This window comes from Pseudomonas sp. C9-3, assembly GCF_032392015.1.
In the GTDB taxonomy this organism is placed as follows: domain Bacteria; phylum Pseudomonadota; class Gammaproteobacteria; order Pseudomonadales; family Pseudomonadaceae; genus Pseudomonas; species Pseudomonas nitroreducens.
Genome location: NZ_CP135919.1, coordinates 4,982,376 through 5,008,758 on the forward strand (window position 1 = coordinate 4,982,376; position 26,383 = coordinate 5,008,758).

Genomic DNA, 26,383 nt, shown 5'->3' on the forward strand with positions numbered 1-26,383 from the left:
TGGAACCTGTGGCCAGCCTGTCAAATCGAAACGCTTGACCGAAATGCCCGAACGAGACGGCAGCCGGGCCGTTAACCGACCCACCGCTGGCCCATTAGGGTGGCAGGACCTGACTGCCCATGAGTGCTTCCATGCCGCCCGCCGCCTCGCCTTTCCCTCACCTGCTCGCCCCGCTCGACCTGGGCGCCCTCCAGCTGCGCAACCGCGTGGTGATGGGCTCGATGCATACCGGGCTGGAAGATCGCCTCTGGGACTTCGGCAAGCTCGCCGCCTACTACCGAGAGCGGGCACGCGGCGGCGTCGGGTTGATCATTACTGGCGGCTTCGCACCCAACCGCGAAGGCTGGCTGCTGCCGCTGGGCAGCAGCCTGACCAGCGGCCTGCAGGTGCCTGCCCATCGCCGGTTGACCCAGGCGGTGCACCGCGAGGGCGGGCGCATCCTCCTGCAGATCCTCCACGCCGGGCGCTACGGCTATCACCCGCTGGTGGTCTCGGCCTCGCCGCTGAAATCGCCAATCAGCTGGTTCGCCCCGCGCGAGCTCTCCGAGCGAGGCATCCTGCGCACCATTGCCGCCTTCGTGCGCTGCGCGAAGCTCGCCCACGCCGCCGGCTACGACGGCGTGGAGATCATGGGCAGCGAGGGCTACCTGCTGAACCAGTTCCTCTGCCCGCGCACCAACCAGCGCGAGGACCGCTGGGGCGGCGACCTGGGCAACCGCATGCGCCTGCCGCTGGAGATCGTGCGCCGCACGCGTCGCGCACTGGGCGAGCGCTTCGTCATCAGCTACCGCCTGTCGCTGCTCGACCTGGTGGAAGGCGGCAACAGCTGGGACGAAGTCCGCACCGTTGCACGAGCGCTCGAAGGCGCGGGGATCGACCTGCTCAACACCGGCGTCGGCTGGCACGAATCGCGGGTGCCGACCATCGTCACCTCGGTGCCACGCGCCGCCTTCGCCGACGTCACCGCACGCCTGCGCCGCGAACTGCGCGTGCCGGTGATCGCCAGCAACCGCATCAACACGCCGGAAGTCGCCGAGCGGCTGCTCGCCGAGGGCCACGCCGACCTGGTCTCCATGGCGCGGCCGCTGCTGGCCGACCCGCAGCTCGTGGAGAAAGCTGCCGCCGGCCGCGCGGACTCGATCAACACCTGCATCGCCTGCAACCAGGCCTGCCTGGACCACGCCTTTGCCAATCGCCGCGCCAGCTGCCTGGTCAACCCGCGCGCAGCATTCGAGACCGAGTTGCGCTACCGCAAGGCGCGCGTACACAAGCGCATTGCGGTGATCGGCGCGGGGCCTGCCGGGCTGTCCGCCGCCTGCGTCGCCGCCGAGCGCGGGCATCGAGTGACACTGTTCGAGGCCAGCGAGGAAATCGGCGGGCAGTTCAACCTGGCCAAGCGCGTGCCGGGCAAGGAAGAATTCCACGAGGCATTGCGCTACTTCGGCGTACGCCTGCGCGAGCTGGGCGTCGACGTGCAATTGGGCCGGCGCATTACCCGCGGAGAGCTGCAGGGCGAGTACGACGAGGTGGTGGTCGCCACCGGCATTCGCCCGCGCACGCCGTCTATCCCCGGCATCGCCCACAGCAAGGTGCTCAGCTACCTCGACGTGCTGCGTGGCGCCCCGGTGGGTGCGAAGGTCGCGCTGATCGGCGCCGGCGGCATCGGCTTCGACGTAGCCAGTTTCCTGCTCACCGAACGCGAGGGGCCGCAGCCGCTCGGTGAATGGCTCGGCCAATGGGGGATCGACCTGGACAACGCCACGGCGGGCGGACTGATCGCCCCCATTGCCGCCGCACCACATCGTCAGCTCTGGCTGCTGCAGCGCAAGGCCGGGCAACCGGGCGCCGGGCTGGGCAAGACCAGCGGCTGGGTGCACCGCGCACACCTCAGGCATCACGGTGTACGAATGCTTGGCGGCGTCGAGTACCTGCGCATCGACGATGACGGCCTGCACCTCCGTGTCGATGGCCAGGAGCAATGCCTGGCCGTGGACAACGTGGTGATCTGCGCCGGCCAGGAACCCCTGCTGGAACTGCCACCGACGCTGGCGGCGGAGAACCTGCGCTACCACGTCATCGGCGGCGCCAGCGTGGCGCGGGAGCTGGACGCCAAGCGGGCGATCCGCGAGGGCGCCGAACTGGCCGCGCGGTTGTAGGACGTGCGCCCGGCAAGTGAAGACTTCCCACAAGTATCTCAGCTAGGGAGAGTGTAATCTGTTAGATTACAGTCCAGCGATGATCAGGAGCTTCCGCCACAAAGGGCTGCGCGCCCTTTATCAGCATGGTGATCCTCGTGGCGTGCGGGCTGACCACGTGCCCAAGCTGCAACGCATCCTCACCGCGCTGGATACAGCCAATGGCCCCAGGGATATGGACCTGCCCGGTTACCGCCTGCATGGACTCAAAGGCTCGTTGGCCGGTTACTGGGCCGTCAATGTCTCAGGCAGTTGGCGGGTGATTTTCCGCTTCATCGACAGCGACACAGAGTTGCTGGACTATCTCGACTATCACTGACCGAAGGAGCAGAGCATGGCGATGCATAATCCGCCTCATCCCGGAGAAATCGTGCTCGAGGATGTCTTGCCGGAGCTATGCCTGTCCGTGACGGCACTGGCAACCCACCTCGACATAAGCCGCCCGCACCTGTCCAAGGTTCTCCATGGCCGCGCGCCGATCAGCGCCGACCTGGCCTGGCGCCTAGAGCAGGCGGGCCTGGGGACTGCCCGCCATTGGCTGGCCATGCAGGCCGCATACGACCTCTGGCAGGTCAGCCAACAAGCTCACCCGCCCATCGCTCGGCTGAAAGCCGTCGCCTGATCCCGCTGATTCACGCCGACTCCAGCAACACCTTGATCGCTCGCAAGTCCTTCTCCACCCACTGCGCGTCGCGCTCGAAGGTGGCGTCGTCCATCTGCGGCTGGCGCAGCAGGGTCAACTGCAACTCGCAGCCATCGCCGTTGGGGATCAACCGCAGCGGGATATGAATGGCCGGCGCCTGCTCGGGCAGCACGTCGTGGTCCAGCACGCCGAACCCGTTGCGCGGCGAGAAGCGCACACGCAGGGGCCCTTGGGGTGTCTGTGCCAGCCACAGGTCGCCTTCAAGCGGCGCGATGGCGCTGCACAGCCCGGAAGCCCAGTAAGGGAAGTTCTTCGGGTCGGCGAGGAAGTCGTAGGCCGCATCCCGAGGCCGCTCGATGCGGACGCTGAGGACGCGGGAAGCGCGGGTGGCCATGATCGGGACCTCCATCGGGACGGGAGCAATACTCCGGTCTGGTGCATACTACGCGGCTACATTTCATCGTTCGATCGCAGGACGGCCCTTCGCCGCCCTGCCCGCGAACCGTTTCCGGAGTTTCCCATGCCTACGCCGCCCTGGTGGATGTTCGTCCTGCCGCTGATCGCCGGCGCCTGCCTGCCGTTGCAGGCGGGCATCAACGGTCAACTGGCCAAGCAGGTGTCCAGCGTACTGGCCGCCGCGCTGATTTCCTTCTTCGTCGGCATGCTCGGCCTGCTCGCGCTGACCCTGGCCAACCGTGAATTCCCCAGCCTCGCAGCGATGCGCGGGATGCCCTGGTGGCAATGGTGCGGCGGTTTCCTGGGGATGTTCTTCATCTTCATCGCCGCCTTCGCCGCGCCGCGTGTCGGTGCGCTGATGTTCATGGTGCTGGTGCTCGCCGGGCAACTGGGCATGGCGCTGGCCCTGGACCACTTCGGCTGGGCCGGCTTCAAGGAAGCGCCGGTCAGCGCCATGAAGGTCGCCGGCATGGTCGCCATCGCCATCGGTATCTGGATGATCCGCCGGGGCTGAACCGCCGTCGTCTGGCCCTCATCCTTCTATGCTCAGCCCGGAAAGCTTTCTCGCAGGAGAACAGCATGACCGATATCCAGGTGATCCTGGTCGACGAGCACGACCACCCGACCGGCACGATGGAGAAGCTCGAGGCACATCGGCAGGGCCTGCGTCACCGGGCCATCTCCGTCTACCTGCTCAATCGCGCCGGCGAGCTGTTGCTGCAGCGTCGTGCGGCCGGCAAGTACCACTGCGGCGGGCTATGGAGCAACACCTGCTGCGGCCATCCCTATCCGGATGAGCTGGCCAGGCATGCTGCCGAGCGGCGGCTGTTCGAGGAAATGGGCGTGCGCGTGACACTGCGCAAGCTGTTCGAATTCAGCTACTGCCTGGAACTGCCCGGTGGGATGACCGAGAACGAGTACGGGCATATCTTCGCCGCCATCGACGACCAACCGCCACACCCCGATCCCGACGAGGCTGACGACTTCCGCTACGTCGCCCTGGCGGACCTGGAAACCGAGATGGCCGCGCAGCCCGAGCGCTTCACGCCCTGGTTCCTGATCTGCTATCCCGCCTTCAGGCAGCACCTGCGCGAACACGGCGAGCTCCAGGGCCTTTCGGCAAACTGAACCCTGCTGCTCGTCGCCACGGCGTCCCGCAGCCCCGCTGTTAGACGAAAGGCCGCGCAATTCTCCGGCGGCGCCACTATGATGCGCGCCTTCGCAACGCCCCGCCGAATGCCCCCATGAGAAAACCACCGCTGATCGCCAACGCCGAACTGGACCGCCTGGAAACCTGGGCCAAGTACACCTCGGGCCTGTGCAAGGACTGCAACGCCACCTGCTGCACCATGCCGGCGGAAGTGAACGTCAACGACTTGATCCGGATCGGCGTGGTCGACGAATTCGAGCGCGACGAACCGGCGAAGAACATTGCCAAGCGCCTGCTGAAGGAAGGCGTCGTCGAACGCTTCAACCAGAAGAGCGGCATCTTCACCCTGACCCGCACCAGCAACGGCGACTGCTACTTCCTCGACCGCAAGACCCGCCTCTGCAGCGTCTACGCCAAGCGCCCGGACACCTGCCGCAACCACCCGCAGGTCGGCCCGCGCCCTGGCTACTGCGCGTACCGCAAGAAGCCCGCCTGAGCGCCCAGGGCGCTGTCTGCTTTTCGTAGGAACGAGGGGGCGCCTAGCCCTTGCTCGCTCCGACAGTCCCTGAGGTGGCTCGCTATACTGCGGGCCTGCTCAGGAGCCCCGAATGAATTCCCTGCTCGAAGCCTGGCGGCACTCGCCGACCCACCGTCGCGTCTGGGCGCTCGCCGCGCCGATGATCCTCTCCAACGTCTCCGTGCCGCTGGTCACCCTGGTCGACAGCGCGGTGATCGGTCACCTGCCACACGCGCACCAACTGGGCGCCGTCGCCGTCGGCGGCGGGCTCTACACGCTGCTGGTGGGAGTGCTGGGCTTCCTGCGCATGGGCACCACCGGTTTCTCCGCGCAGGCGGCCGGACGCGGCGACGGTGGAGCGCTGCGGCGGATTCTCGGCCAGGGCCTGCTGCTCGCACTGGGCCTGGCGCTGCTGCTCGGCGTGCTGGCGGTGCCGTTGACGGGTCCGGCGCTGGGGCTGATGCGTCCGTCTGCCGAGCTGGATGCACTGGCTCGCGAATTCTTCCACATCCGCCTGTTCGGCCTGCCGGCAGCGCTGGCCACCTACGCGCTGGTCGGCTGGTTCCTCGGGACGCAGAATGCCCGCGCGCCACTGGCGATCCTGCTGACCACCAACGTCATCAACATCGTCCTCAGCCTCTGGTTCGTGATCGGCCTGGGCTGGGGCGTGGCCGGTGCGGCGAAGGCCTCCGTGCTCGCCGAGTGGAGTGGCGCCCTGCTCGGCCTGGCGCTGACCCGCAGGACCCTGGCGCGCTACTCCGGCCTGCCGGACTGGACTCGCCTGCGCGCCTGGGCCAGTTGGCGCCCGCTGCTGATGGTCAACCGCGACATCTTCATCCGCAGCCTGGCGCTGCAGGGCGTGTTCTTCCTGCTGACGGTGCAGGGCACGCGCCTGGGCGACGCCACGGTGGCCGCCAACGCCTTGTTGCTGAACGGGCTGATGGTCACCTCCTACGCCCTCGACGGCCTCGCCCATGCGGTGGAGGCCCTGTGCGGGCACGCCATCGGCGGCCGCGACCGCACCGCGCTGCGCCGTTCGCTGGTGGTCGCCTGCGGCTGGTCACTGATCGCCAGCCTGCTGTTCGTTGCCCTTTTCACCTTCGCCGGGCACCTGTTCATCGCCCTGCAGAGCGACATCCCCGAAGTACGCGCCACCGCCGACCAATACCTGCCCTACCTCGCCTGCCTGCCGCTGATCGGCATGTGGAGCTATCTGCTCGACGGCCTGTTCATCGGCGCCACCCGCGCCCGCGAGATGCGCAACGCCATGCTGCTCGCCTGCGCCGCCAGCCTGCCGCTGGGTATCGCGCTGCAGGGCTGGGGAAATCACGGTTTATGGCTAACCTTCCTATGCTTCATGTTGCTGCGCGGCGTGATCCTCGCCCTCTACGCCTGGAGGCTCACGCGCCAAGATGCCTGGCAGGTGCCTGCCAGCCCCTGAACCTGTGAGGAAACGCCATGCCGGCTTGTCCCATTCCCGTTGACGAACACCTGCGTCAGCAGACCCTGGATGAGATGAACCTGCTCGACACCCCGGCCGAGCACTACCTGGATACCCTGGTCCAGCTGACCCAGGATCTGGTGAAGGTCGACACAGTTCTGATCAGCCTGATCGACCAGGACCGCCAGTGGTTCAAGGCCCGCGTCGGCCTGGACGCCAACGAGACGACGCGCGACGTGTCTTTCTGCGGCTACGCGATTCTTGGCGAGGACACCCTGCTGGTACCCGACGCCACCCTCGACGCGCGCTTCGCCGACAACCCGCTGGTCCTCGGCCCGCCCTACATCCGCTTCTACGCCGGGCGCCCGCTGCGCGCCGGCAATGGTCAGGCCATCGGCACCCTGTGCATGGTCGACCCGCGCCCGCGCAGCATGACCCAGGCGCAACAGGCCAATTTCCGCGACCTCGCCACCCTCGCCGAGGGCTACCTGCAACTGCGCACACTGATCCAGAACAACCGCGACCTGCGCGTGGAGATGGACCGCGAACAGCGCAAGGCCCTGCTCGACCCACTGACGCAGCTGTGGAACCGGGGCGGCCTGCAGACCTTCCAGGAGCGCGAATGCCGGATGGCGCGGGAAAGCCACGCGCAGCTGGGTGTGCTGTATGCCGACCTCGACTTCTTCAAGTCGATCAACGACCAGCATGGCCATGCTGCCGGTGACCAGGTGCTGTGCGAATGTGCCCGGCGCCTGCGCGCCGCGCTCCGCCCCGACGATCTGCTGGTGCGCCAGGGTGGAGAGGAGTTCGTCGCGCTGCTCAAGGTGAAGGATGGCGAGGAATTGCAGCGGGTCGCCGAACGCGTGCGCCAGTTGATCGGCAACGAGCCGGTCCCGTTGGCCAGCGGGCCGCTGCCGGTGAGCCTGAGCATCGGCTGCACCCTGCTGGTCGGCGAGGAAGCCGTGGACCAGGCACTGGAACGCGCCGACGCCGCGCTTTACAGTGCCAAGCAGGCCGGACGCAACCGGGTGGTTTTCCACGCGTCATCGGCCCAAGCCTGAATCCCCAAAAGAAGGCCCCATCCGAGGAAGCCTCCATGGCCCAAGCCATTGCCGCGTACCTGCACTACCTGTCGATCTTCATCCTGTTCGCCCTGCTGGTGCTGGAGCACCAGTTGTTCCGCCTGCCGCTGGACCTGTCGCGGGCGCGCAGCCTGGTCATCGTCGACCTCGCCTACGGTGCCTGCGCCGGCCTGGTCCTGCTGACCGGCGCAGCACGCGTGGTGTGGTTCGCCAAGGGCACCGAGTACTACCTGCACAACAGCATCTTCCACGCCAAGATCGGCCTGTTCGTGCTGGTGGCGCTGCTGTCGATCCTGCCGACCATGACCTTCCTCAACTGGCGCAACGAGCTCAAGGCCGGGCGCGTGCCGGTGCCCAGCGAGCGCCAGGCGAAGCTGGTGATCATGACCATCCGCATCGAGCTGCTCGCGCTGCTGATCCTGCCGCTGCTGGCGAGCCTGATGGCGCGCGGTTTCGGGATGATCGGTTGAGCCGCCGATAGCGCCGCCTTGACTGCCAATTTCCTACAACCAATCGAGACCAGTCCGATTCAGGCGCCGTTCTGATCGGTGGATGCTCCTGTGCAGTTGCAACTGCTGCAGGCCCCTTGCATGTTCCGTCCGCTTCTCACGCTCGTCCGGCGCGTTTCATCACCGGCCCTCATCCTGCTTGCCACCGCCCTGGGCGGCTGCGCCAGTGACGAATTCACCCTGGAGGCCGACCTGCCCGGTGACTTCCAATTGGCAGGCGATGCCGAGTACACCCAGTCCGCCGGCGACAGCTGCCAGGGTGCGACGGGACATAACCTCAGGCACCGCCTGTTCAACACGCCGGGGCATGCAGCGCGGCCGCAGCGCGTGAGCTTCCAGGTGCCGCTGAGCACTCGGGCGGAGGGTTGCGACCTCCAGCTCAGCCGCATACGGATCCAGCTCGACGGCGAATCCGCCGTCCACCCCAATGACGCCGTGCAGCCGGACCTGGCCTTCGCCATCCTGACATTCCGCGAGCAGCTGCCGGCAAGCGTCTGGGAACCACCGAGCCAGGGGGCAATCATCTTCGACGGCCAATGTCGCTGGCTGCTCCCACCGACAGGGGCCGGCACCGCCGTCGAGCGGCAACTGCAATGCAGCGCCTCGGACCTGCAAGGCCGCTGGTTCGACGCCACGCCGGGCGGTACGCTGCGGCGCAGTGACCTGGCGGGGCGTACCGTGCGCCTGACCATAGGTTCTGCACCCGACGTGCCCGCCACCGTCACCGCCTTCGGTCAATAACCCCTCTCAACTGTTCGGCGGCAGCAACTGCGCCAGCCGCATGCGCAGTGCCTTGATCTCTCCCGGCGCGGGCTGCAGGTGGAAACGCTGGCGCAAGACTTCCAGCAGGTCATCCGCGTCAGCGATGCTGGACTGCTCGACATCACCTTCCGCTGTGCGCCGGCTGAACTGCCCGTTGAGCAGCGACAACCGCGCCCCCTCTTCGCTCAGCGCGACCCGCAGGGAGTTGCGGAACACGCTCTGCGGGTAGGTCGAGGTGTACCAGTTGCGCATGGCGTAATCGGCCCAGTGCTGCGCCTCCAGAGTGAAGCGGTAAAGCGTCTGCCAACCGGATGCAGAGCGCGTCGCCATTTCCAGCTCTCCATCCGCGCTGCGGCTGATGCGCCAGCCACCGGGCAGCTCCTCATCCACGCGCAACGGCAGGGCGCGCGGCGACGCCGGGCCGCCAAAGCCGATATCCACCAGATGGGCGCCTTCCTCCAGGTCGACTCGCAGCAGCAGGTGGGTCTGCGGCGTCAGCGGCGCATCCGCCGGAAGCCCCCAGCGCACCCTCGCCACCAGCAGCGTCACCCGGTAATCCAGGCTGCTCAGCAGGCGGGCGAACAGGCTGTTGAGCTCGAAGCAGTAGCCGCCGCGATGGCGCTCGACGACTTTCTCGAACACCGCGTCCGGCTCGATCCGTACCGGCTTGTCCAGCAGGACGTCGAGGTTCTCGAAGGGCAACCGGTGCAGTGCTGCAACGATCAGCCGGTCGAGATTTCCCAGGGTCGGGGCGGGACGCTCCGGCGGCAGGCCGAGGCGCGCCAGGGTGGCATCGAGTTGAGCAGCGTCGAAGGGGGTGAGCGGGGTCATGCGAGTCTCCTTTCGCGAAGCATCAAGGTGTGCTCCGGGCAGCGGGTTCGGGAATCACCAGCGGCCCGCAATTCTCTTCGCTGACGATCACCGCCAGCAGCCGCGCGGGTTCGCTGGCGCTGGGGTTTTCGGCGAAGAGGTGCAGCTCGCGGCTGGGCTCGAACCAGGTTTCGCCCGGTCCGTAAGTCTGCGCCGGCAGGCCCTGCATCTGCGAGCGGACCTGGCCGCTGAGCACGATGGCAGTCACCGCGCCGGGATGGCGGTGAGCGGGCGTGAAGCCCCCGGGCGGGAAGTCCACCTGCAACGTGGTGACAACCTTGCCGGGCATGTCCGCCAGGGGCTCGCAGGAAAGGCGCTTCACCTGCGTAGCCGGCCGCACGTCGGCGGAGTGCCCGACATGGCTTTCGGCAAGAAGCACCACGGGGCGCGATACGGGATGCCAGAGCAATGCACCCGCCGCAACGGCTGCCGCCAGCGCCAACCCGATACGCCACTCGCGGCCCGCGGCCAGGCTCATGCCGAAGCCCCCGCCAGGCGGAAGCCCGGCTGCCAACCAAGCCGATGGCGGGCCTTGGCAGAGCTGACCTCGACGTCCTGCTCGGCGATGTTGTAGACGCCATGGGCGCCCCACTCCAGCGCCAGCAGCGCGGCACGAGCCGCGTCATCGACATGCACGGACAAACACGGATCAGCCGTTTCGGCTCCTGTTCCAGGGCCATAGAGCCGGCCGTAGCGCAGCACGATACCTTCCATCGGTTGGGCGCCGAGCACGGCATTTTCCAGCGCTGCCACGCCGCCAACACTGATGGCGCGCGGGCCTTCGGCGCCAAGGTCCAGCGCTTGCTCCTCGTGCAATGGCCGCTCGCCGGCCTGGTAGGCCCAGGCAATGCTCTGCGCGACCATGCGCTCGACGCCGGCGGCACGCGCAGCCGCCACCAGGTTGGCAGTGCCCTCGCGGCGAACGCGGGCATTGCGCGGCTGGGCAGCGGGCATCTGCGCCGGATCGAGACCGGCCGGCAGATCGGTCAGTTGATGGATCACCCAGCGCGGCGCGAACGCCTGCACGGCGTCCCGCAGGCCGTCACCATCAAAGACATCCAGCACCAGCGCCCGAGCGCCGGCAGCCTCGATGCGAGCGGCGCGCTCCGGCGAGCGACTGATCGCCAGCACCTCGTAGCCACGCTCCAGCAACAAGGGCAGCAGGCGCTGGCCGATGGCACCGCTGGCGCCGGCGAAAAACACTTTCATGCACATGGTGGACCTCGACTCGGGCATTCAGGACATGGCCCACTCTAAGGACGCCATGCCCCACTCCACAGAGCCAAGATCATCAAGAATGACTGGGACATACCGGCGGATCGTTGACCCAGGTCCGGGCAGGACCGCCGGCATCGTCTATAACAAACGGCTCAACTACCGCTTTCCCGAGGAGTCGTCATGAGCCAAGTCTTCGATGTTGCCGTGGTCGTCGGCAGCCTGCGCAAGGAATCCCTGAACCGCAAGATCGCCAAGGCCTTCGCCGCGCTGGCGCCGGCCAACCTGAAGCTGGAAATCGTGGAGATCGGCGACCTGCCGCTGTACAACGAAGAGATCGACGTGGGCAGCCCGCCCGCCAGCTACACCGCCTTCCGCGAGCGCATCGCCCGCGCCGACGCGGTGCTTTTCGTCACCCCCGAGTACAACCGCTCGGTGCCGGGCGTGCTGAAGAACGCCATCGACGTCGGCTCCCGGCCGTACGGCAAGAGCGCCTGGAACGCCAAGCCCTGCGCCGTGGTCAGCGCCTCTCCGGGCGCCATCGGCGGCTTCGGCGCCAACCACCACCTGCGCCAGTCACTGGTATTCCTCAACATGCCGGTGCTGCAGCAACCCGAGGCCTACCTGGGCGGCGCCGGTGGCTTCTTCGACGAATCCGGCAAGCTGTCCGAGAAGACCCAGCCCTTCCTGCAGAGCATCATCGACGCCTTCGCCGGCTGGATCGAACAGAACCAGCCGCGCTGATCGTTCACGGCGCCGGCTCCTGCCGGCGCCCTCTCCCGCCAATCTGTGCAACCGGTCGCAGGCTTCCAGGCGCGGCCCCGATAACCGCCATTTCAACTGGCTGCCCCCAGCCCCGCGCGCCATGGTTCAAGGCCGACTCCCATGCCTTGACCGATCATGTCGCTGCGCCTCATCGCCCTCTGTGTCTTCGCCCTGCTCGCTGCCTGCAGCTCTGCGCCGGTGGACAAAGACGTCCGCGGCGAAGATTTCAGCTCCGGCCAGTTGCTGCAGAGCGACGCCAACCGGGCCGCCAACCTGGCCATGCGTGACAATCTGGAAAGCCTGTCGCTGCTATTGGACAAGCTCTACAAGCGCAACCCACGGGAATGGAAGAAGACCGGCGCCGCCAGCCGCGACGAGGCACACAAGGCGGTGATGGACGCCATCAGCGGGAACAGGCCACTGGCAGGGCTGAACGAGCAGAAATCCGTCGCCGTGCTACCTCTGGCTTTCGACGCCAGCTTCGCGGGTGACCGCGCCGGCACCCTTATCTACGGGCTGGGCAGCATGCTGATGGAACTCTACGGCGGCACCACGACCCAGCACCTGCTCAGCGGGCTGGATTCGCAGAAGACCGCCAATGCCGCCTGGAACATCGAGGTGGCCGCCTGGTTGCTGGCCAGCCGCGAAGACGACCAGGGGCAGCCCCTGCTGCTATCGAACGAGATCAGCGAGAAGGGGCGCAACCTGTCCTTCGAGCGCGAGCTCGGTCGCATGATGGGCCGCCTGGAGCTGCTGGCACAGATGACCAATGAAAGCCTGCGGCGCAGCGGCATCAACTATGTGCAAGGCATCCTCGCCGCGCCGATCATCGGCCTGGTGCAGTTCATCCCGCTGGATGCCGCCACGGCAGCGGCATCGCAATAGCGGCCTAGTCCTCCAGCAGGCGTGCGAGGCGCTGGCGCAGGTAACGGTTCTCCGCGCGCAATTCGTCCACCTCGTCCAGCAGGCGCAGTGCCAGGGCGATGCCCGGCCAGTCCAGTTCGAACTCGCGGCGCAGGCGCACGGCACGGCGCACCACGCTGACTGCCTGGTAATCGAAGAGCCAATGCCCGGCGCGTTGTTCGCGCGGCTCCACAATGCCCACCTCGACGATCTCGACGAGCACGTCGCGGGGGAGGTTCACCGACTGGCAGAGCTCGTCGAGGTCCACCACCATCACTGTCGTCGTCATGCGCGTTTACCCCATTCGGCACGGGGGTCGAAGGCCGCCCTGGCAGCCAGTTCTTCCCAGAGTTTACGGGTCGCTTCGTCCGCCGTTTTCGGCATCACCACCTTGAGCACGGCGTAGAGATCACCGGCAGCGGCATCGCCCTTGTTCGGCAGACCCTTGCCCTTGATGCGCAGGCGCTGGCCGGCCTGGCTGTTGGCCGGGATGCCGAGGTTGATCCGGCCGCCGAGGGTGGGCACTTCCACCTTGGCGCCGAGCGCCGCTTCCCAGGGCGCCACCGGGACGGTGACGATGAGGTCGCGGCCATCGACGTCGAACACCGGGTGCGGTACGAGGCGAATCACCAGGTACAGGTCGCCCGCCGGCCCGCCGTTGATGCCTGGCGCGCCCTGCCCCTTGAGGCGGATGCGTTCGCCGTCGGCGGTGCCCACGGGAATCTTCACGTTCAGCGTCTTGTTCTGCGGTGGCAGCTTGCGACCGTACTCGTCATAGCTGGGCAGGCTGAAGCTGATTGGCCGGCTCTCGCCGGACAGGGTCTCCTCGAGGAACAGCGGCACTTCCATCTCGATGTCCTGGCCACGGTGCTGACGCGGTTGGCGAGCGCCACCGAAACCGCCTTGGGCGCCGCCTGCGCGGCCGCCGAAGATCTGCTCGAAGAAGTCGCTGAAGTCCTGCTCGTGCCCTGGCGGCGGGCCATCGAAGCCGCCACGCGGCTGCCAGCCGGGTGGCGCCTCGAATTGCGGCCCCTGCGGGCCGTAGCGGCGCAGTTCGTCGTACTCGGCGCGCTTTTCCGGGCTCTTCAGCACTTCGTAGGCCTCGGAGACCTCCTTGAAGTGCGCCTCGGCGTCCGGCTCCTTGCTGACGTCCGGATGGTACTTGCGCGCGAGCTTGCGGTAGGCAGTCTTGATCGCCTTCTCGTCGGCGTCGGGTTCAACCCCGAGCGCCGCGTAATAGTCCTTGAATTCCATCGGTAGCGGTCACTCCTCACATGCGTTGGACCTGTCGGCGCCTGGGACACGGGGGATTCGCGCGGGCAGCCGAAGCCACTGCGCGCACTGCGAGGCGAACAGGTGGAAAAAGCGGGTTCTGACCTACCAGATGGAGGCGTCGCGCCCGTTTTTCAACACTGCCTGCAAGCCTAGACGCTGATCCTGCATCGGGTCTGCCGGGACGACTTGATACCGGTCATGGCATAGTCACCCTCCTCACTTCCCCACAAACCTTCCAGGCCATGAGCGCGCCCACCGATTCGTTCCGCCAGCCGCTGGACCCCAGCCATGAGCTACCGATCTATCGGCAGCTCTATGAGCGCATTCGCGACGCCATTACCCGTGGCGCACTGCGACCGGGCGAGCGCGTGCCGCCGGTGCGCGGGCTGGCCGGCGAACTGGGCGTGGCGCGCGGCACGGTGGAGCTCGCCTACCAGTTGCTGACCAGCGAGGGCTACCTGCTGGCGCGCGGTCCGGCCGGCACGGTGGTCTCCCCGCAACTCGCCGGCCGCACGGAAAGCGCACCGCCCGTGGCCATCGCCCCGGCGACCGTGGAGCGCAGCCTGCCCGGCCTGATCGCCCACGGCCCGGCCCTACGGCCGTTCCAACTCGGCGTGCCGGCGCTGGACGCCTTCCCCCGCGCGCTCTGGTCGCGCCTGTGCGCACGCCGTCTGCGCCAGCAGAGCGCATCGATGCTGGCGTATCCGGAACCCTGCGGCTACGGCCCACTGCGCGAGGCGGTGGCGGGCTACCTGGGCATCTCCCGCGGCATCGCCTGCGACCCGGCACAGGTATTCATCTGCGCGGGTTACCAGGGTGCGCTGGACCTGATCAGCCGCACTTTGCTGGAGCCCGGCCAGCGCTTCTGGCACGAGGACCCCGGCTACCCGCGCGGGCGCGAGCTGCTGCGCCGTGCCGGCGGCGTGCCGGTGCCGGTCTCGGTGGATGCAGATGGACTGCGCGTGGAGGACGGCATCGCCCGCGCGCCGGATGCGCGCTTCGCCCTGATCACGCCGTCGCAGCAAAGCCCCACCGGCGTCGCCCTCAGCCTGCCGCGGCGCCTGGCCCTGCTGGACTGGGCGGCGAGCAGCGGCGCCTGGATCGTCGAGGACGACTACGACAGCGAATACCGCTACGCCGGCTTCCCCCTGCCGGCACTGAAAAGCCTCGACCGCGCCGGCCGCGTGCTCTACACCGGCACCTTCAGCAAGGTGCTCTACCCGGCGCTGCGCCTGGGCTATCTCGTGGTACCGGCGGAGCTGGTGGAAGACTTCGTGCGCGCCCAGCAGGTATTCACCTCGGGCTGCGCCGAACTGCTCCAGGCGACCCTCTGCGACTTCATGCAGGAAGGCCATTTCGCCCGTCACATCAAGCGCACCCGCACGCTTTACGCCCAGCGCCGCCAATGGTTGCGCAGCGCGCTGGAAGACCGCCTCGGCGAGCGCCTGCGCTTCGCCGAAACACCCGGCGGACTGCACCTGATCGGCGCGCTGGAACAGGATGACCTCGCCGTCGCCCGCCGCGCCCACGCGGATGGCCTCGGTTTGCAAGCGCTGAACGCCTGGTGCGTGGAGGCCAGGCGCGAGCCGGCTCTGCTCATGAGCTTCACCAACGTCACCGACGAGAAGCTCGCCGGACGCCTGGCAGAGCGATTGGCGCCGTTGCTGGACTGAAGGCACTCCGCGTTCGGCGCGCAGTCCCGTTCGCGAGCAAGCTCGCTCCTACGTAGAGCAGGTCGGCCCGGGCTGTAGGAGCGAGCTTGCTCGCGAACCGACCGCAGACCGCCTGGAGCCAGCCCTGACATCTGTCACAGAGCAACTGGCGCACTTGCCGGGCGGAGTCGCGCCGAGCGACGGTCAATACCTCCGATGGCAAAAATTGACTGACAGGCGACGTTGACCGAGGTCAATTTTCCTACGGGCAATATCGTTAGATTCCCACAACATCTTGTTGTCTTGAATAAATCGAGACACAGCATGTTGTGGAATACAGCCAATGCCCCTGACACGGACCGCTCCCCTTCCCACCAGCCTGCGCAAGCGCAACGGCAGCGAAGCTTACTTCGACCCGAGCAAGATCGAACGCGCCATTGCCGCCGCCGGCGAGGCCAGCGGCGAGTTCTCCGCGCCCCACGCGCAGGAGCTGACGCGCCGCGTGCTGGCGCGCCTGCCGGCACAGAATGATCTCGACGTGGAACAGGTGCAGGACGTGGTCGAGCGCGCCCTGATGGAAGCCGGCCACTACCCCACCGCGCGCGCCTACATCGTCTACCGCGAACGCCACGGGCGCCTGCGCCGCGAGCGCAAGACGCTGGTGGACGTCGCCGCCTCGATGAACGAATACCTGTCGCGCGAGGACTGGCGGGTGCGCGCCAACGCCAACCAGGGTTACTCCCTGGGCGGGCTGATCCTCAACGTGTCCGGCAAGGTCACCGCCAACTACTGGCTGGACGAGGTGTACAGCGAAGCCATCGCCGTCGCCCACCGCGAGGCGGACCTGCACATCCACGACCTCGACATGCTCGCCGGCTACTGCGCCGGTTGGTCGCTGCGCACCCTGCTCAGCGAAGGCCTGAACGGTGTACCGGGGCGGGTCGAGGCCGGGCCGCCGAAACACCTCTCCAGTGCGCTGGGGCAGATGGTCAACTTCCTCGGCACGCTGCAGAACGAGTGGGCCGGCGCCCAGGCCTTCAGCTCCTTCGACACCTACCTCGCGCCCTATGTGCGCAAGGACGGCCTGAGTTATCAACAGGTGCGCCAGGCGCTGCAGGAGTTTATCTACAACCTCAACGTGCCGTCGCGCTGGGGCACCCAGACGCCCTTCACCAACCTGACCTTCGACTGGGTCTGCCCGGAGGACCTGCGCGAGCAGATTCCCTACGTCGGCGGCGTGGAGATGCCGTTCGCCTACGGCGACCTGCAGGCCGAGATGGACCTGATCAACCGCGCCTACATCGAAGTGATGCAGGCCGGCGACGCCCATGGCCGGGTGTTCACCTTCCCGATCCCGACCTACAACATCACCCACGACTTCCCCTGGGACAGCGACAACGCCACGCGCCTCTTCGAGATGACCGCGCGCTACGGCCTGCCGTACTTCCAGAACTTCCTCAATTCGGACATGCAGCCCAACCAGGTGCGCTCCATGTGCTGCCGCCTGCAACTGGACGTGCGCGAGCTGCTCAAGCGCGGCAACGGGCTGTTCGGCTCGGCGGAGCAGACCGGTTCGCTGGGCGTGGTGACCCTCAACTGCGCGCGCCTGGGCTACCGCCATCGCGGCGACCTCGCCGGGCTCCACCGCCGGCTGGACTACCTGCTGGAGCTGGCCTTCGACAGCCTCGAAGTGAAGCGCAAGGTCATCCAGCAGCACATGGACGCCGGGCTCTACCCGTACACCAAACGTTACCTCGGCACCCTGCGCAATCACTTCTCCACCATCGGCGTGAACGGCCTGCACGAGATGGTGCGCAACTTCACCGATGACCGCGAAGGCCTGCACACCGAGGCCGGCCGGCAGATCGCGCTGGAGCTGCTGGACCATGTACGGGCGCGGCTGGTGCGCTTCCAGGAAGACAGCGGCCACCTCTACAACCTCGAAGCCACCCCGGCCGAAGGCACCACCTACCGCTTCGCCCGCGAGGACCAGAAGCGCCACGCCGACATCCTCCAGGCCGGCACGCCGGACGCGCCCTACTACACCAACTCCTCGCAGTTGCCGGTGGGCCTCACCGACGATCCGTTCGAGGCGCTGGAGCTGCAGGACGCCCTGCAGTGCAAGTACACCGGCGGCACCGTATTGCACCTGTACATGGCCGAGCGCATCTCCAGCGCCGAGGCCTGCAAGACGCTGGTGCGCACCGCCCTCGGACGCTTCCGCCTGCCCTATCTGACGGTAACGCCGACCTTCTCTATCTGCCCCGTGCACGGCTACCTCGCCGGCGAACATGAGTTCTGCCCGAAGTGCGACGAAGCCGCGCTGCAGAAAGCCGCGCCCAAGAGTTGCTGTGGCGGCTGATCCTCCGTTCACTTTCATCCCCGCAAAAAGGAGCACTACCGATGACCGCGAACCAATTGCCCGAAAGCCAGCGCCAGCGCTGCGAGGTGTGGACCCGCGTGATGGGTTATCACCGCCCGGTGTCGGCCTTCAACGCCGGCAAGCAATCCGAGCACCGCGAGCGCCGCCACTTCCGCGAGACGCGATGAGTGCCACGCTCAGGGTCGGGGGCCTGGTGCCCCTGACCACCCTCGACTATCCCGGCCTGCTCGCCTGTGTGCTGTTCTGCCAGGGTTGCGCGTGGCGCTGCCGGTACTGCCACAACCCGGAGCTGATTGCGCCGCGCGGCGAGGAGGAAATCTGTTGGGACGATATCCTCACCTTCCTCCGTCGTCGCCAGGGGCTGCTGCAAGGCGTGGTCTTCAGCGGCGGCGAAGCGACGCTGCAGAACGCCCTGCCCGGTGCCATGGCGACCGTCCGCGAGATGGGCTTTCGCGTCGGCCTGCACAGCGCCGGCATCCGCCCGGAGTCGTTTGCCCGTGCACTGCCCCATGCGGACTGGGTCGGCTTCGACGTAAAGGGACTGGCCGCAGACATCGACGCTATCACCGGCGTGAAGCGCAGCGGGCTGGCCAACTGGCGCAGCCTGGAACTGTTGCTGGAGAGCGGCGTGAACCACGAATGCCGGACGACCGTGCATTGGCAGTTGTTCGATCTGGATAAACTCCGGCGCCTGGCCCTGCGCCTGCGCGGAATGGGTGTGAAAAACTTCGTGGTGCAACTGGCCCGCAACGGGCGGCAGCTCGATCCGCAGTTGCTCGCCACTCCTGCGCCCCACGGGGCCGAGGATTTCTGGCGGGAACTGGAAGCGCTTTTCCCTCACTTCGAGTTGCGCCAGGACAGCTAGGAACCACGGTCAATTTCCGGGAGCTCCAGGCGAGCACTTCCCCCTCACCCCAGCCCTCTTCCTCAGGGAGAGGGCAACCCCGAACGCCAATATCCCGCAGCGGCACAGAATTTCTGTAGGAACGAGGGGGACGCCCAGTTCTTGCTAGCGAACGAACCCCACTGCGGACGTCGGTTCGCGAGCAAGCTCGCTCCTACAGCGGGCCTGCGGCGTTAGTAATTCGCAGGCAAAGAAAAGCCCCGCCGAAGCGGGGCTTTTGCTTACGCGTACCGCCAATCCATCAGGACGACAGGTAGGCCGAGCGGGTCAGCCCCAGGCGCAGGGAGTCAAGGAACTGCGTGCGCTCGCGCGCAGTGAGCTTGGCCCCGGCGACCTTGTCGCGGTAGTGGGTCATCAGTTCCTCGGGCGACAGGTGCACGTAGCGCAGCATGTCCTCGATGGTGTCGTGGGTCTCGATGCCGGCGTGGTAGTAGCTGCCGTCGGCGTTCTGGTAGACGTTCACCGAATCGGTGTCGCCGAACAGGTTGTGCATGTCGCCGAGGATTTCCTGGTAGGCGCCGACCAGGAAGGTGCCGATCAGGTAGTCCTCGCCTTCCTTCACATCGTGCACCGGCATGCTGGTCTCGATGCTCTGCTCGTCGACGTACTGGGTGATCTTGCCGTCGGAGTCGCAGGTCAGGTCCTGCAGGACGGCGCGGCGGTCCGGCTCTTCGCCCAGGCGGTGGATCGGCAGGATCGGCAGCACCTGGCCGATGGCCCAGGTGTCGGGCAGGCTCTGGAACACCGAGAAGTTGCAGATGTACTTGTCGGCGAGCTTGTCGTTGAGCTCATCCAGCACCTGGCGGTGCGAGCGCTGGCGGGCCTTGAGCTGGTTGTGCAGGCGACGGCAGATGGCGAAGTAGCACTGCTCGGCCAGGGCCTTCTGCGCGAGGTTGATCTTGCCCTCGGCGTACTGTGCGGCGGCGTCGCTCATGTAGTGGGTGGCGCGCCAGTAGGTCTCGGTGACCATCTCGGCATCGGTCGGGCCGAGCAGGTCGGCCAGCCACTGGACAATCTCCGGCTGTTCGGCGATGTCGGTGATCTTCGGCACTTCGTCGTTATGGCGCTCGACGTCGGTGACCTGGGTGATCAGCACTGCGTGGTGCGCAGTCAACGCGCGGCCGCTCTCCGAGAAAATGTGCGGGTGCGGCAGACCTTGCGCGTCGCAGAACTCCTTGAGCATGCCCACCACCACACCGGCGTAGTCGTCGATGTCGTAGTTGATCGAGCTGGCGTTGCGCGAGTGGGTGCCGTCGTAGTCCACGCCCAGGCCGCCGCCGACGTCCACGTGGTCCACCGGCAGGCCGAGGGCACGCAGTTCGCCGTAGTAGCGGATGGCTTCCTTGAAGCCGTGCTGGTAGTCGGCCAGGTTGGCGATCTGCGAACCCATGTGGAAGTGCAGCAGGCGCACGCCCTGGTCCAGGCCGGCAGCGCGGAAGCGCTCGACCACCGACAGCAGCTGCGCGGCGGACAGGCCGAACTTGGCCTTCTCGCCACCGGTATCGGCCCACTTGGAGGATGCCAGCGAGGACAGGCGCACGCGCAGGCCGACCTGGGGCAACACGCCGATGACGGCGGCTTCCTCGATCACCAGCTGCACCTCGGATTCCTTCTCGATCACGATGAACACGTTGTGGCCGAGCTTCTGCCCCATCAGCGCCAGCTTGATGAACTCGCGGTCCTTGTAGCCATTGCAGACGATGGTGCCGCCCTTGGGCGCCAGCGCCAGCACGGCCATCAGCTCGGGCTTGGAGCCGGCCTCCAGGCCGATGGAGACGTTCTGCGTGGCGATGATGCTTTCCACCACCGCTTCCTGCTGGTTCACCTTGATCGGGTACAGCGCGGTGTAGCGGCTGGTGTATTCCAGACGCGCGATATTGGCATCGAAGGCACCGGTGAGCTTGCGCACGCGGTCCTGCAGGATGTCCGGGAAACGCACCAGCAGCGGCAGCGACAGGCCGGCCTCGCGCAGCTGCTCGACCAGCCCGTGCAGATCGATCGGCTGGGCATCGGCGCCCTGCGGGCGAACTTCCACGTTACCGGCGTCGTTGATGGCGTAGTAACCAGCGCCCCAGTGGCGAATTCCATAGATGCTGCGGCTGTCTGCCACGGTCCAGTTGCTGCCGTCGTCTTTGCGGGTCCGTCTAGCGGCCATGCGGGGTGGTCTCCTCAATTTGCGCGAATGTGTGCAGGCGCCCGCCCGGCGTGCGGGTGAGTCGTCAAAGCCTGGTGGTGTAAACCTAGCCGGGCCTCGTGACGTTGCCGTGTTGACCGCCGGGGTTGGCGGTAAGTTTAGGAAAATCCGACGACACGCCCAGGGCGCGCCGATAAATCTCCCATCTAGGGAAAGGGCTTGCCGGCAATGCACGCAACGCGCATCGCCTGGAACCCCTTCTCTGCAGAGGAGAATCGTTCGGGAGAGACGGCTCAGCCGCCGGATTTCTTCGCCTTGAGGCCGCGTTTGGTCAGCTCTTCGAGCAGCAGGTCGACGTGGTCGCCCTGGATTTCGATGATGCCGTCCTTCAGCGCGCCACCCGTGCCGCAGCGCTTCTTCAGCGCGGTCGCCAGGTCTTTCAGCGCATCGGCCGCCAGCGGCACGCCGGTCACCGTGGTCACGGTCTTGCCACCGCGGCCCTTGGTTTCACGACGCACGCGAGCGATGCCATCGCCGGCCGGAATCTCGGCCTGCTTGCAGATGCACGCGCCAACGGGCTGATTGCAGTCCGGGCAATGCCGGCCGGAATCAGTGGAGTAGACGAGCCCGCCGAGGGCGGACAGGGAGGATGCTTTCTTGACCACCGGGCGTTTCCCCAGGATTGGCCTCTTCGGGCCAGGTCAACGAATGGCCGGCGGGTGCCGACCGCGACGCCCCACTCAGGCAGGGGCTGCGCAATTCCCGGCGGAGGACCCTGCCGGAAAGGTCGCGCAATTTAGCAGCATTGGAGGCAAATGCTAAGAGCGAAAATGCGTCATTGATCGGTGGTTTGGCGACATGGCCAACCCAACCGGAGTCTTGGGGTGCCTGTAGGAGCTAGCCTGCTCGCGAACAAACACCGCAGCGGGGCTCAGTTCGCGAGCAAGCTCGCTCCTACGAAAAGCAACCCGACGTCAGAAGCTGACCAGGTACTTGCGCAACGCCGCCAGCGAATCCGGGCAATAAGGTGTGCCCGCCTTGGCCTCGGCCAGCGCCTGGTGCGGGTCAATGAATTTCGCTTCCAGCACTTCCTCGGGCTGCAATGTCAGCGGCGCATCGGAAACGGCGGAGAACACCGCGCACCACAGGCGATTGTCCGGCTGGTCGAAGAAGAACGTGCCGTGGGGACGCAACTCGACGCCGGCGATGCCCAGCTCTTCTTCCAGCTCGCGGGCGGCGGACTCGGCGTAGCTTTCGTCGGCCTGGACCATGCCGCCGGCAGCCGGGTCCCAGTAGCCGGGGTAGACCGCCTTGCTAAGGGTACGGCGGTGCACGCACAGCTCGCCGGCAGAGTTGAACAGCAGGATGAAGGTGCCCCGGCCGATCAGCCCGCGCGCGCGCAGTTCGGCACGCGGCAGGCTGCCCAGCAACTGGTCGTCATCGTCGACCCAGGCGATCTTCTCGGCGTCCGAGGCCGCCCGGTGGGCGGCCTCCTTGCGGCTGATGCCTTCCATCGATCAGCCCTGGGCCAGCAGTTGGCGCAGGTCGATGATCGCGGCGTTGGCGCGGGAGATGTAGTTGGCCATCACCAGCGAGTGGTTGGCCAGCACGCCGAAGCCGCTGCCGTTGAGGACCATCGGGCTCCACAGCGGCGCCTCGGCGGCCTCCAGCTCGCGGATGATCTGGCGCACGCTGACGGTGGCGTTCTTCTTCGCCAGCACGTCGGCGAAGTCCACCTCGATGGCACGCAGGATGTGCGACAGCGCCCAGGCCTGGCCACGGGCTTCGTAGAACACGTTGTCGATCTGCATCCAGGGGGTTTCCTGGACCACTTCCTCGACCTGCGGCGCCTGGCCGGGCGCGACCGGCTGCATCGGCGTGATGTTGGTGTTCAGCTTGACCCGGCCAACGCTGGCCGAGAGGCGCTGGGACAGCGAGCCCAGGCGGGTGGAGACGTCACCCAGCCAGTTGTTCAGGCTGTCGGCGCGGGCGTAGAACTGCGCGCCGGCCGGATCGGCGGACAGGCGGCCGAGGTAGCGGTCCAGGGACTTGATGCCTTCGGCGTACTCGGACTCCGAGGACGGCAGCGCCCAGCTCTTGTTGTCGAAGTTGAAGCGCGGCTCGGCGCGCGCCAGGTCGGCATCCTCGGTGGACTGCGACTGGGAGCGGGCGAAGTCCTTGCGCAGCGCGCGGGACAGGTCGCGCACCTGGACCAGGGCGCCATATTCCCAGCTGGGCATGTTGTCCAGCCAGACGCCCGGCGGGAAGATGTCGTTGGACAGGTAGCCGCCGGGCTTGTTGAGGATGGTGGCGACTACTTCCTTGAGGGTTTCCACCGTGGTGTAGCCCACCACCATCTGCCGGCCGGCGCGCTCGGCGGCGGCCTGGGCGTTCTGCTGCACGGGGAACAGGGCCGGTTCCTGGCTCCAGTACCAGCCGATCACCCCGCAGACCACCAGGTAGGCACCCAGCAGGCCGCCCAGTACGCGACCCAGCCAGGGGCCGCCGAAGTAGGCGCGTGCATTGTCTACCGTGTCATCCACGCGATCACGCACGGAGCCGCGTTTCTTCCAGTTCCACATGGCAAGTTCCTTGATGTCCCGAATTCGAAGATAGCTTGGACCCACAACCGGCCCCAGGGTGCCGCGATTTTAGGCCTCGCTGCGCAAGCATGCCGCACGCGGGCAGGCCAGCGCAGCCTACCCTGCGCATGGTGCTAGGTAATGGTGCGAATTACAAAGCTTGAGATGTTTGACCGAAGGCACTGTTATTGCCATCAAGGATTGGTAGCATAGGGCCATCAGTGTGTATCACGGCGGAAACATATTCGCCCCGCAGGCCGCCGGTACGGCCCTATAAAGAAGCGCGCGATGACCGAGCTCGACGATCCATCCCTCGACCGCCTCAAGCATCACTTCGCCCAGCGGGTGATCCACCAGGCCCGCCACCTGCTGGAGGTCTGGCAGCGCCTGTCGCGCTCGGAGTGGAACAGCGCCGGAATGGCCGAGCTGGCCGAGGCCTGCCTGCGCCTGCAGCGCTATGCCGAACGCTTCGAGCAGGCCGAGCACGCCGACCTCGCCAAGGCCATCGACCAGTGCCTGCGCGCCGTGCAGGACAACCGCGGACGCCTGTCCAGCGAGCTGATCACCGAGCTGAACCGGCTGATGCAGCGCCTGTCGCGCACCGGCCTGCGCCATGGCGACCAGTTCGAACATACCCACCTGCCGCCGCTGCGCAAGCCGGTCTACCTGGCCCTGCAGGACCTTGAGCGCGCCGAGCGCCTGGCCCAGCAGCTGGAATTCTTCGGCATGGCCGCGCAGCCCTGCGAGCATGCCAACGCCTTCCGTGCCGCCATGGCCGACCGCCATCCGGCAGCCATTGTCATGGAAATCGACTTTGCCAACGGCCAGGGCCTGACCCTGGCCGACGAAGCCCAGGCCGGCCTCAAGCAGAAGCTGCCGGTGCTGTTCTTCAGCCATGAGGAAACCGACACCCCGACCCGCCTGGCTGCCGCCCGCGCCGGTGGCCAGGACTTCTTCAGCGGCGCCCTGGACGCTTCCGGCCTGCTGGAGAAGATCGAGACGCTGACCCGCGTGGCGCACTACGAGCCGTTCCGCGTGCTGATCGTCGACGACTCCCGCGCCCAGGCCGCGCACACCGAGATGGTCCTCAACAGCGCCGGCATCGTGACCCGCGCCCTCACGGCGCCGCTGTCGGTGATGGCCGAGCTGGCCGAGTTCCAGCCGGACCTGATCATCCTCGACATGTACATGCCCGAGTGCCTGGGCACCGAGCTGGCCAAGGTGATCCGCCAGCACGAGCGCTATGTTAGCGTTCCGATCATCTACCTGTCCGCCGAGGACGACCTGGACAAGCAGCTGGACGCCATGAGCGAAGGCGGCGACGACTTCCTCACCAAGCCGATCAAGCCGCGCCACCTTATTGCCACCGTGCGCAACCGCGCCGCCCGCGCCCGCAGCCTCAAGGCGCGGATGGTGCGCGACAGCCTGACCGGCCTGTACAACCACACCCATACCCTGCAACTGCTGGATGACGCCCGCTTCCGCGCACGCCGCGACGAGCGCCCGCTGACCTTCGCGATGCTCGATATCGACCACTTCAAGCGGGTCAACGACACCTACGGCCACCCCATGGGCGACCGGGTGATCAAGAGCCTGGCGCTGTTCCTCAAGCAGCGCCTGCGCAAGACCGATCACATCGGCCGCTACGGCGGCGAGGAATTCGCCGTGGTGCTGCCGGACACCGACGCCGAGTCGGCGCGCAAGGTGCTGGAGGAAATCCGCCAGCGCTTCGCCGAGATCCACTATCCGGCGCAGCCCCATGACCTCTCCTGCACCTTCAGCTGCGGCATCGCCGAGCTCGGCGAGGAGATGGACATCAAGACCCTCGCCAAGCAGGCCGACGAGGCGCTGTACACCGCCAAGCACGGTGGCCGCAATCGCGTCGAGGTCTTCAAGTAACACCCAGCAGTGGCAGCGCGGCGCTCTGCCGCGCCATTTTCCGACCAAATGCTGGCACCGTGTCATCAGCCAGTAACCAAACTGCAATAGGTTCAGGGCTCGCCGTTTTTTCGCTGTCGGTCGAGACCTGCCATGCGCCTCAAGCTGCTCACCAACCTCAACACCTTTCTGCTCCTGCTTGTGTGCCTCGCGCTGGGCGCCACCCTTTGGTGGTCGCAACGCGCGCTGGAGCGCCCCTTCACGCTGATGGACCGCTACCTGGAACTCTCCCAGGGCTTCGAGCGCAAGGTGGCGCAGAACATCCAGGCCTACCTCGCCAGCGGCGACGCACTCAAGCAGAAAGCCGCGCAGCAGGCATTGGACGAACTGGCCGCGGAGCTGCCGCAACTGCCGGACAGCCTCAGCCAATTGCTCGGCCAGAGCCTCGACGAACTGCACCAGTTCAGCGGCACCCAGTTGCTCGCCGCCGGCAAGCTGGCGGGAGATCCGCAGGGGCTGCTGCTGCAGGCCGAGCGTGACCTGTTGGCCGCGCTGGACCAGCTCGGCGCCTACGCCGACGCCAGCCAGAACCCTGCCGCCGCCGAGTACCGCACCCCGCTGCTGCAGGCCGGCCTGCACCTGACGCGCCTGGCTCACGCCCGCGCCAAGCTGGTGGAAAGCGGCAACCCGGCGCTGGCCGAGGATATCCAGCGCGAGCTGGAAACCCTGCGCCAGCTGGCCGAGCGCATCGACGCCCTGCCGCTGCTCGGCGTGCTGGAGCAGCAGGCCTCCGCCTCCGACGACTTCGCCGCGATGATGGGCCTGGACTCCCAGCCGGCCGCCGAGGCGCAGAGTGAGGATCGCGGCATCACCCTCAAGCGCGACCTTGCCAGTGTTTTGCGTCGCTACCCCGACGAACTGGACCGCACCCGCCAACTGGTCGCCCAGCGCCAGGAGCTGGCCAGTGCCACCGCCCAGCGCCTGGGCGCCGTGCAGCAGGCCCTGGCGACGCTGGAGCCGCAGGTGCGCGAAGAGCGCTCGAAGATCCAGGCACAGGTACGCGTCAT

At 67.0% G+C, this 26,383-nt stretch carries 27 protein-coding genes; 17 read left to right on the top strand and 10 right to left on the bottom strand.

Annotated features, from left to right (window positions below):
- Positions 1-119 precede the first annotated feature (119 nt).
- From RS899_RS22910 to RS899_RS22920, 3 genes are all read left to right on the top strand, one after another.
- Positions 120-2,156: an NADPH-dependent 2,4-dienoyl-CoA reductase gene (locus RS899_RS22910; RefSeq protein ID WP_315808141.1), complete on the top strand. Its 2,037-nt coding sequence runs from the start codon at positions 120-122 to the stop codon at positions 2,154-2,156.
- Positions 2,157-2,235: 79 nt separating this feature from the next.
- On the top strand, positions 2,236-2,514 hold the full coding sequence (locus RS899_RS22915; protein WP_315808142.1) for a type II toxin-antitoxin system RelE/ParE family toxin: 279 nt from the start codon (positions 2,236-2,238) through the stop codon (positions 2,512-2,514).
- A 15-nt stretch (positions 2,515-2,529) separates the two neighbouring features.
- Complete coding sequence (locus RS899_RS22920; RefSeq protein WP_233297280.1) at positions 2,530-2,817, top strand: HigA family addiction module antitoxin; 288 nt, start codon at positions 2,530-2,532, stop codon at positions 2,815-2,817.
- Positions 2,818-2,827: 10 nt separating this feature from the next.
- Here RS899_RS22920 and RS899_RS22925 read toward each other — a convergent pair whose 3' ends face one another.
- Complete coding sequence (locus tag RS899_RS22925) at positions 2,828-3,232, bottom strand: SRPBCC family protein (RefSeq protein WP_315808143.1); 405 nt, start codon at positions 3,230-3,232, stop codon at positions 2,828-2,830.
- A gap of 126 nt (positions 3,233-3,358) precedes the next feature.
- On the opposite strand from RS899_RS22925, the gene RS899_RS22930 reads away from it, so the two are divergent.
- From RS899_RS22930 to RS899_RS22960, 7 genes are all read left to right on the top strand, one after another.
- On the top strand, positions 3,359-3,808 hold the full coding sequence (locus RS899_RS22930) for a DMT family transporter (protein ID WP_024766173.1): 450 nt from the start codon (positions 3,359-3,361) through the stop codon (positions 3,806-3,808).
- 65 nt (positions 3,809-3,873) lie between these two features.
- The gene (gene idi, locus RS899_RS22935; protein ID WP_233297282.1) at positions 3,874-4,422 is read left to right on the top strand and encodes an isopentenyl-diphosphate Delta-isomerase; all 549 of its coding nucleotides are present in this window, start codon (positions 3,874-3,876) and stop codon (positions 4,420-4,422) included.
- 116 nt (positions 4,423-4,538) lie between these two features.
- Complete coding sequence (locus RS899_RS22940; RefSeq protein ID WP_054906457.1) at positions 4,539-4,940, top strand: YkgJ family cysteine cluster protein; 402 nt, start codon at positions 4,539-4,541, stop codon at positions 4,938-4,940.
- Between the two features lie 112 nt (positions 4,941-5,052).
- Positions 5,053-6,402: an MATE family efflux transporter gene (locus RS899_RS22945; RefSeq protein WP_315808144.1), complete on the top strand. Its 1,350-nt coding sequence runs from the start codon at positions 5,053-5,055 to the stop codon at positions 6,400-6,402.
- Between the two features lie 17 nt (positions 6,403-6,419).
- Complete coding sequence (locus RS899_RS22950; protein ID WP_054906455.1) at positions 6,420-7,463, top strand: sensor domain-containing diguanylate cyclase; 1,044 nt, start codon at positions 6,420-6,422, stop codon at positions 7,461-7,463.
- 35 nt (positions 7,464-7,498) lie between these two features.
- Positions 7,499-7,954, top strand: a complete 456-nt coding sequence (locus RS899_RS22955; RefSeq protein ID WP_315808145.1) for a DUF2214 family protein — start codon at positions 7,499-7,501, stop codon at positions 7,952-7,954.
- Between the two features lie 120 nt (positions 7,955-8,074).
- Entirely contained in the window at positions 8,075-8,734 is a 660-nt protein-coding gene (locus RS899_RS22960; protein ID WP_315808146.1) for a hypothetical protein, read from the top strand.
- Between the two features lie 6 nt (positions 8,735-8,740).
- Here the strand turns inward: RS899_RS22960 and RS899_RS22965 are convergent, their stop codons facing one another.
- The 3 genes from RS899_RS22965 to RS899_RS22975 are packed head-to-tail and all read right to left on the bottom strand — an operon-like array spanning position 8,741 to position 10,840.
- The gene (locus RS899_RS22965; protein WP_315808147.1) at positions 8,741-9,586 is read right to left on the bottom strand and encodes an arylamine N-acetyltransferase; all 846 of its coding nucleotides are present in this window, start codon (positions 9,584-9,586) and stop codon (positions 8,741-8,743) included.
- 22 nt (positions 9,587-9,608) lie between these two features.
- Positions 9,609-10,103, bottom strand: a complete 495-nt coding sequence (locus RS899_RS22970) for a cupin domain-containing protein (protein WP_315808148.1) — start codon at positions 10,101-10,103, stop codon at positions 9,609-9,611.
- The gene (locus RS899_RS22975; protein ID WP_315808149.1) at positions 10,100-10,840 is read right to left on the bottom strand and encodes an NAD(P)-dependent oxidoreductase; all 741 of its coding nucleotides are present in this window, start codon (positions 10,838-10,840) and stop codon (positions 10,100-10,102) included. Before RS899_RS22975 ends, RS899_RS22970 begins: the two co-directional genes overlap by 4 nt.
- A 183-nt stretch (positions 10,841-11,023) precedes the next feature.
- Here RS899_RS22975 and RS899_RS22980 point away from each other — a divergent pair, with 183 nt between their 5' ends.
- Positions 11,024-11,584: an NAD(P)H-dependent oxidoreductase gene (locus tag RS899_RS22980; RefSeq protein ID WP_315808150.1), complete on the top strand. Its 561-nt coding sequence runs from the start codon at positions 11,024-11,026 to the stop codon at positions 11,582-11,584.
- Between the two features lie 156 nt (positions 11,585-11,740).
- On the top strand, positions 11,741-12,490 hold the full coding sequence (locus RS899_RS22985; RefSeq protein WP_233297291.1) for a hypothetical protein: 750 nt from the start codon (positions 11,741-11,743) through the stop codon (positions 12,488-12,490).
- A gap of 4 nt (positions 12,491-12,494) precedes the next feature.
- Here the strand turns inward: RS899_RS22985 and RS899_RS22990 are convergent, their stop codons facing one another.
- Both RS899_RS22990 and cbpA read right to left on the bottom strand, forming a co-directional pair.
- Positions 12,495-12,797, bottom strand: coding sequence for a chaperone modulator CbpM (locus RS899_RS22990; RefSeq protein WP_045216441.1), 303 nt, complete (start codon positions 12,795-12,797; stop codon positions 12,495-12,497).
- Complete coding sequence (gene cbpA, locus RS899_RS22995) at positions 12,794-13,762, bottom strand: curved DNA-binding protein (RefSeq protein ID WP_315808151.1); 969 nt, start codon at positions 13,760-13,762, stop codon at positions 12,794-12,796. Before cbpA ends, RS899_RS22990 begins: the two co-directional genes overlap by 4 nt.
- Positions 13,763-14,025: 263 nt before the next feature.
- Between cbpA and RS899_RS23000 the strand changes: the two genes are divergently transcribed.
- From RS899_RS23000 to RS899_RS23015, 4 genes are all read left to right on the top strand, one after another.
- Complete coding sequence (locus RS899_RS23000) at positions 14,026-15,456, top strand: PLP-dependent aminotransferase family protein (RefSeq protein WP_315808152.1); 1,431 nt, start codon at positions 14,026-14,028, stop codon at positions 15,454-15,456.
- Positions 15,457-15,778: 322 nt separating this feature from the next.
- Positions 15,779-17,797: a ribonucleoside triphosphate reductase gene (locus tag RS899_RS23005; RefSeq protein ID WP_315808153.1), complete on the top strand. Its 2,019-nt coding sequence runs from the start codon at positions 15,779-15,781 to the stop codon at positions 17,795-17,797.
- Positions 17,798-17,838: 41 nt separating this feature from the next.
- A complete protein-coding gene (gene nrdD / locus RS899_RS23010) occupies positions 17,839-17,985 on the top strand; it encodes an anaerobic ribonucleoside-triphosphate reductase (RefSeq protein WP_024766965.1) in 147 nt (48 codons plus the stop codon).
- Positions 17,982-18,683 (top strand): anaerobic ribonucleoside-triphosphate reductase activating protein, encoded by a 702-nt coding sequence (locus RS899_RS23015; RefSeq protein ID WP_315808154.1) that lies wholly within the window; start codon positions 17,982-17,984, stop codon positions 18,681-18,683. Before nrdD ends, RS899_RS23015 begins: the two co-directional genes overlap by 4 nt.
- A 280-nt stretch (positions 18,684-18,963) precedes the next feature.
- On the opposite strand, the gene speA is transcribed toward RS899_RS23015, so the two are convergent.
- From speA to RS899_RS23035, 4 genes are all read right to left on the bottom strand, one after another.
- A complete protein-coding gene (gene speA, locus RS899_RS23020) occupies positions 18,964-20,877 on the bottom strand; it encodes an arginine decarboxylase (protein WP_315808155.1) in 1,914 nt (637 codons plus the stop codon).
- Between the two features lie 272 nt (positions 20,878-21,149).
- Complete coding sequence (locus RS899_RS23025) at positions 21,150-21,521, bottom strand: translation initiation factor Sui1 (RefSeq protein WP_024766966.1); 372 nt, start codon at positions 21,519-21,521, stop codon at positions 21,150-21,152.
- A 309-nt stretch (positions 21,522-21,830) separates the two neighbouring features.
- Positions 21,831-22,370, bottom strand: a complete 540-nt coding sequence (locus tag RS899_RS23030) for an NUDIX hydrolase (protein WP_315808156.1) — start codon at positions 22,368-22,370, stop codon at positions 21,831-21,833.
- Between the two features lie 3 nt (positions 22,371-22,373).
- Positions 22,374-23,438 carry a DUF2333 family protein gene (locus RS899_RS23035; protein WP_315808157.1) on the bottom strand — a complete coding sequence of 355 codons (1,065 nt, stop codon included), beginning with the start codon at positions 23,436-23,438 and terminating at the stop codon, positions 22,374-22,376.
- Positions 23,439-23,726: 288 nt separating this feature from the next.
- Here RS899_RS23035 and RS899_RS23040 point away from each other — a divergent pair, with 288 nt between their 5' ends.
- Positions 23,727-25,337: a PleD family two-component system response regulator gene (locus tag RS899_RS23040; RefSeq protein ID WP_315808158.1), complete on the top strand. Its 1,611-nt coding sequence runs from the start codon at positions 23,727-23,729 to the stop codon at positions 25,335-25,337.
- Positions 25,338-26,383 lie beyond the last annotated feature (1,046 nt).

Excerpts from the sequence above, each read along its gene's own strand:
- RS899_RS22910 (WP_315808141.1), top strand. The coding sequence starts at position 120 with ATGAGTGCTTCCATGCCGCCCGCCGCCTCGCCTTTCCCTCACCTGCTC.
- RS899_RS22915 (WP_315808142.1), top strand. The coding sequence starts at position 2,236 with ATGATCAGGAGCTTCCGCCACAAAGGGCTGCGCGCCCTTTATCAGCAT.
- RS899_RS22920 (WP_233297280.1), top strand. The coding sequence starts at position 2,530 with ATGGCGATGCATAATCCGCCTCATCCCGGAGAAATCGTGCTCGAGGAT.
- RS899_RS22925 (WP_315808143.1), bottom strand. The coding sequence starts at position 3,232 with ATGGCCACCCGCGCTTCCCGCGTCCTCAGCGTCCGCATCGAGCGGCCT.
- RS899_RS22930 (WP_024766173.1), top strand. The coding sequence starts at position 3,359 with ATGCCTACGCCGCCCTGGTGGATGTTCGTCCTGCCGCTGATCGCCGGC.
- idi (WP_233297282.1), top strand. The coding sequence starts at position 3,874 with ATGACCGATATCCAGGTGATCCTGGTCGACGAGCACGACCACCCGACC.
- RS899_RS22940 (WP_054906457.1), top strand. The coding sequence starts at position 4,539 with ATGAGAAAACCACCGCTGATCGCCAACGCCGAACTGGACCGCCTGGAA.
- RS899_RS22945 (WP_315808144.1), top strand. The coding sequence starts at position 5,053 with ATGAATTCCCTGCTCGAAGCCTGGCGGCACTCGCCGACCCACCGTCGC.
- RS899_RS22950 (WP_054906455.1), top strand. The coding sequence starts at position 6,420 with ATGCCGGCTTGTCCCATTCCCGTTGACGAACACCTGCGTCAGCAGACC.
- RS899_RS22955 (WP_315808145.1), top strand. The coding sequence starts at position 7,499 with ATGGCCCAAGCCATTGCCGCGTACCTGCACTACCTGTCGATCTTCATC.
- RS899_RS22960 (WP_315808146.1), top strand. The coding sequence starts at position 8,075 with ATGTTCCGTCCGCTTCTCACGCTCGTCCGGCGCGTTTCATCACCGGCC.
- RS899_RS22965 (WP_315808147.1), bottom strand. The coding sequence starts at position 9,586 with ATGACCCCGCTCACCCCCTTCGACGCTGCTCAACTCGATGCCACCCTG.
- RS899_RS22970 (WP_315808148.1), bottom strand. The coding sequence starts at position 10,103 with ATGAGCCTGGCCGCGGGCCGCGAGTGGCGTATCGGGTTGGCGCTGGCG.
- RS899_RS22975 (WP_315808149.1), bottom strand. The coding sequence starts at position 10,840 with ATGTGCATGAAAGTGTTTTTCGCCGGCGCCAGCGGTGCCATCGGCCAG.
- RS899_RS22980 (WP_315808150.1), top strand. The coding sequence starts at position 11,024 with ATGAGCCAAGTCTTCGATGTTGCCGTGGTCGTCGGCAGCCTGCGCAAG.
- RS899_RS22985 (WP_233297291.1), top strand. The coding sequence starts at position 11,741 with ATGTCGCTGCGCCTCATCGCCCTCTGTGTCTTCGCCCTGCTCGCTGCC.
- RS899_RS22990 (WP_045216441.1), bottom strand. The coding sequence starts at position 12,797 with ATGACGACGACAGTGATGGTGGTGGACCTCGACGAGCTCTGCCAGTCG.
- cbpA (WP_315808151.1), bottom strand. The coding sequence starts at position 13,762 with ATGGAATTCAAGGACTATTACGCGGCGCTCGGGGTTGAACCCGACGCC.
- RS899_RS23000 (WP_315808152.1), top strand. The coding sequence starts at position 14,026 with ATGAGCGCGCCCACCGATTCGTTCCGCCAGCCGCTGGACCCCAGCCAT.
- RS899_RS23005 (WP_315808153.1), top strand. The coding sequence starts at position 15,779 with ATGCCCCTGACACGGACCGCTCCCCTTCCCACCAGCCTGCGCAAGCGC.
- nrdD (WP_024766965.1), top strand. The coding sequence starts at position 17,839 with ATGACCGCGAACCAATTGCCCGAAAGCCAGCGCCAGCGCTGCGAGGTG.
- RS899_RS23015 (WP_315808154.1), top strand. The coding sequence starts at position 17,982 with ATGAGTGCCACGCTCAGGGTCGGGGGCCTGGTGCCCCTGACCACCCTC.
- speA (WP_315808155.1), bottom strand. The coding sequence starts at position 20,877 with ATGGCCGCTAGACGGACCCGCAAAGACGACGGCAGCAACTGGACCGTG.
- RS899_RS23030 (WP_315808156.1), bottom strand. The coding sequence starts at position 22,370 with ATGGAAGGCATCAGCCGCAAGGAGGCCGCCCACCGGGCGGCCTCGGAC.
- RS899_RS23035 (WP_315808157.1), bottom strand. The coding sequence starts at position 23,438 with ATGTGGAACTGGAAGAAACGCGGCTCCGTGCGTGATCGCGTGGATGAC.
- RS899_RS23040 (WP_315808158.1), top strand. The coding sequence starts at position 23,727 with ATGACCGAGCTCGACGATCCATCCCTCGACCGCCTCAAGCATCACTTC.